Origin of the sequence: Nonomuraea sp. KM90, from assembly GCF_052246675.1 — a bacterium.
Taxonomy (GTDB): Bacteria; Actinomycetota; Actinomycetes; order Streptosporangiales; family Streptosporangiaceae; genus Nonomuraea.
The window spans coordinates 1-3,642 of the sequence record NZ_JBQQCB010000289.1 but is presented as its reverse complement, the minus strand read 5'-3'; the positions used below and the strand labels follow the sequence as shown (position 1 = coordinate 3,642).

General features: G+C 62.6%; 1 protein-coding gene. It reads left to right on the top strand.

The features are described 5' to 3' along the window. Window positions 1–870 precede the first annotated feature (870 nt). Window positions 871–3,642 (top strand): Ig-like domain-containing protein (locus ACTWPW_RS63310; RefSeq protein WP_443174902.1); only part of this gene is annotated, 2,772 nt, incomplete at its 3' end.

Genomic DNA, 3,642 nt, shown 5'->3' with positions numbered 1-3,642 from the left:
TCCGCAGCATAATCACGAATGGTCGTGTGCCCACACTTTGGGACTCCGGAAGTTATCCACAACCATGCCGACCAGCACTTTCGCTCAACGATCAAGGCTTATGTGCCCGCGAACTGCGAAACTCGGGTTTAAGACGCGGGACATTTGCGGGATGATCACGCAAACGGTCGAGGCCATGAAGGGCGTTCGCGCAGGTCAGGCCATGCTAGACAGAATCAGAGCTACCGCTCTCCTACAGCGTGTGCTGTGTAGAGCCGCCACGCCGCTACAGGTGCTCGGGCCTGGCGGTTCTGGACCAGGCGTGCGGTTCCCCTGATGTGCGCCCATGCCAACCGGCGCCTTGATCGGCCAGGACTTGGACGCTCATGCCGTGGTGCGTGTGTTTTCGGGAGTCGCAGGCCCGCTCGTCGGCATGGCGTCGATGGGGTCCGGGTGCCGTCGAGGATGGCGTAGGCCAGCCGGCAGGCGCGTGAGACGGGGCGCGGACGTTGTCGGGGTGAGCGCTGCCGCGGCCTCTTCGTCGCGCCTTGCCACCAGACGACGGGAGAGCCTCGGGGATGGAACCCCGCCCGTCATCGCTCTGGAGGTGACGATGCTGTGCTCCCCGGGCACGCGGGGATGGTGCTCATGGGTATCTCAACCTGCTCCATCGGCCTGGTAAGGCACAGTGGGCCGAATGCCGATGTACGCGTCGCCGCGCGGTAGGGGCGGATCCACAAGATCGGGAATCGGCCATTACCGCTTTCGTCCTTGTGTTCGATATAAGGGAAATGTAAAGATCAACTCGCCCTTCCCTCCACACCGATCGAGGTGAACTTGAACACATCAAAACGATCACGTATTGCTCATTCTCGATTACTATTCGCAGTGATGGCGCTGTCCATGACCGCGTCATTCCTTCCCACAGACGCTGCCATCGCCCAGCCATCTCCTGCGGCGAGCCCCTCTGCTCAGGACACGACACCCCTTCCCCCGGTTGACTCGGCCAAGGCAGAGGCGAAAAAAGTTGGCCGTCAGGTGGAGATCCCCAGCCTGCACACCGAGGCCTCAACCACCTACGCCAACAGCGACGGCAAAACTCTCGCCACCGAGTTCTACACCAACCCCATCCGCTTCAAGCAGGGCGATGCCTGGCAGTCGGTCGACACCACGCTGGTGGCCGACAATGGCATCATCAAGCCGCGCGCCACCAAAGCCGGTTTCACGCTCTCACCTGGCGGCGGCACCGACCTGCTCACCACGGCGAGCCAGCGCGATGGGTCGACGATCAAGATCTCGGCTCCCCAGAAGCTGCCCGCTCCGAAGCTGTTGGGCAACAGGGCTGAATACGCCAACGCCTATGGCACAGGCATCGACCTCGTCATCACCGCGACGCCGACGGGATTCCGGCAAGAAGCGGTCATCAGGCAACGACCGGTGAGCCCGCTGAAACTCCCGGTCGCCATCCAGCTCCCCGCCGGCCTCGCCTTCGGCGAAACCTCCTCGGGCAAGCTGGCGCTACACGACAACGCCGCCAAGACCAAGGGTGGCCGCACGACCGAGATCCCCGCCCCGCTACTGGTGGACGCCAGCGCAGATCTCAGCATGGGTGAGGAGGGGCAGGTCGGCAAGGTGACCACCGCGGTCGAGAAGACCGCTACCGGTCAGACGCTCATGTACAAACCCGACGCGCATTTCCTCGCCGATCCGGACGTCACCTACCCGGTCACCCTCGTCGTAGCCGACGACACCGTCTGGACCCAGCTGCCGAACGCCAACGACACATTCATCAACAACTCCTCCTACCAAAACGGCTACGCCAATAGCGGCGCCTACCACCTGCAGGCCGGCATGACCAACAGCGGAACCGTCCGCTGGCGAACCTACATCCGCTTCGAGGACATCCCCGAGGACTCCCCGCTGCGCGGCGGCCAGGTGAAAAACGCCGACCTCGTCCTGTGGAACATCGACTCCAACGACTGCGGCCTACCAGTCGGCTCCGGCATCACCGCCCGCAGGATCACCCAGCGATGGGACGTCTCCACGCTCACGTGGAGCAACCAGCCGACGGTGACCAGCGAGGGCGCCGACACCGAATACGGCGCCTACAAGCCAACGTGCACCCGCGGCTACATGGATTACGAACATGACCTGATCCACTTTGTGAACCCGATCGCGCAGGCGTGGGCCGACGGCCAGCCCAACTACGGATTCCAGCTCACCTCGGGCAACGAATCCGAGAACACCAACTGGCGCGCGTACCGCTCGAAGGAGTACGGCGAGGACGGCAACGGCTCTCACGGTCCCAAACTCATCATCGGGTACGAACCGGCACAGACGCGGATAGCCACTCTCTGGGGGCTCTCCGCAGACGCCTCGGACGCACAAATCTCGGCAGCGATCGACCAAGCCACAGGCACTGCGGAAGCACCTCCCCCGATGATGACGCCTGCCCAGGCGAGAGCCGCAACCTCGGCCACAGAGGGATATACCGAGACCATTTCGGAGAAGATGTTCATCCCAGATGGGATGACGCCTGAAGAGCTTGCTACGGCCCTTGACCCGGACGCGTCCCCTGGAATGCCACCAGAGGACGCAATACCTCCAACCGTCACCCAGACGGAACCCGCTCGCTCGCAGACCGATGTGGCCGTCAATTCTTCGATCAAGGCGTCATTCAGCGAACCTGTCCGGGCCGCAGACGTGACGCTCAAGGATCCCCAAGGCAACCTCGTCACAGGCGTCCTGGACATGGAGCCCGGCGACGAACGCGTTGTGTTCACGCCGGCTCAATCCCTGGCCGTGAGCACCGTCTACACTGCGACTGTCAGCAACGCCGTCGATGCCAGTGACAATGTCATGGCTGCCTATTCCTGGTCCTTCACTACCGCGGGACCCGACACAACGCCACCTGCAGTAACCGAGACGAGCCCCTCGTCGAACGCTATCAATGTGCCAGTGAACACCACGCTCAGCGTTACGTTCAACGAGCCCGTGTCCGGCACCGAGGTCAAGGTCTCAGATCCAGCAGGCGCCTCTGTCGCTGGAGCTCTCGCCCCTGACGCCACCCGAAAGATCTGGACATTCAAGCCCGCTGTCTCATTGCCAGCTGAGACAGTCTTCACCATCGAAGTAACCGCCGCGAAGGACGATTCGGGCAACTCGATGGCGTCGTACACGTGGTCTTTCACCACGGCGCAACCCGACACAACAGCACCGACAGTTACTCTGACCAGCCCTCTCAACAACGCTACGGGCGTAGAGCTGGGTGCTCCCATACAGGCGACGTTCAGTGAACCGGTTTCCGACGCGAAGCTCACCCTGAAGGACGGCACAGGGGCGCCAGTGAATGGCACGGTGGACATGATGTCGCCGTCTATCGTCCGCTTCACCCCTGAGCAGCCACTGCCTGGAGAGAAGCAGTACGTAGCCGAAGTCAGTAGTGCCAAGGATGCTGCTGGAAACGTGATGGCGACCTACTCATGGTCGTTTACCACCAAGGCTGAAGATCCGCCGCCTGGTTCCCCGGCTGTGAGCCTCGCCTATGTAGCTCCGACCAGCGACGCCGACGGCAAGGTCACCAGCAAACTGACACCGACCTTCTACGCCCGGCACACAGATCCCGAAGGCCGGGCTGCCACCTTCACCGTCGAGGTCGAACAC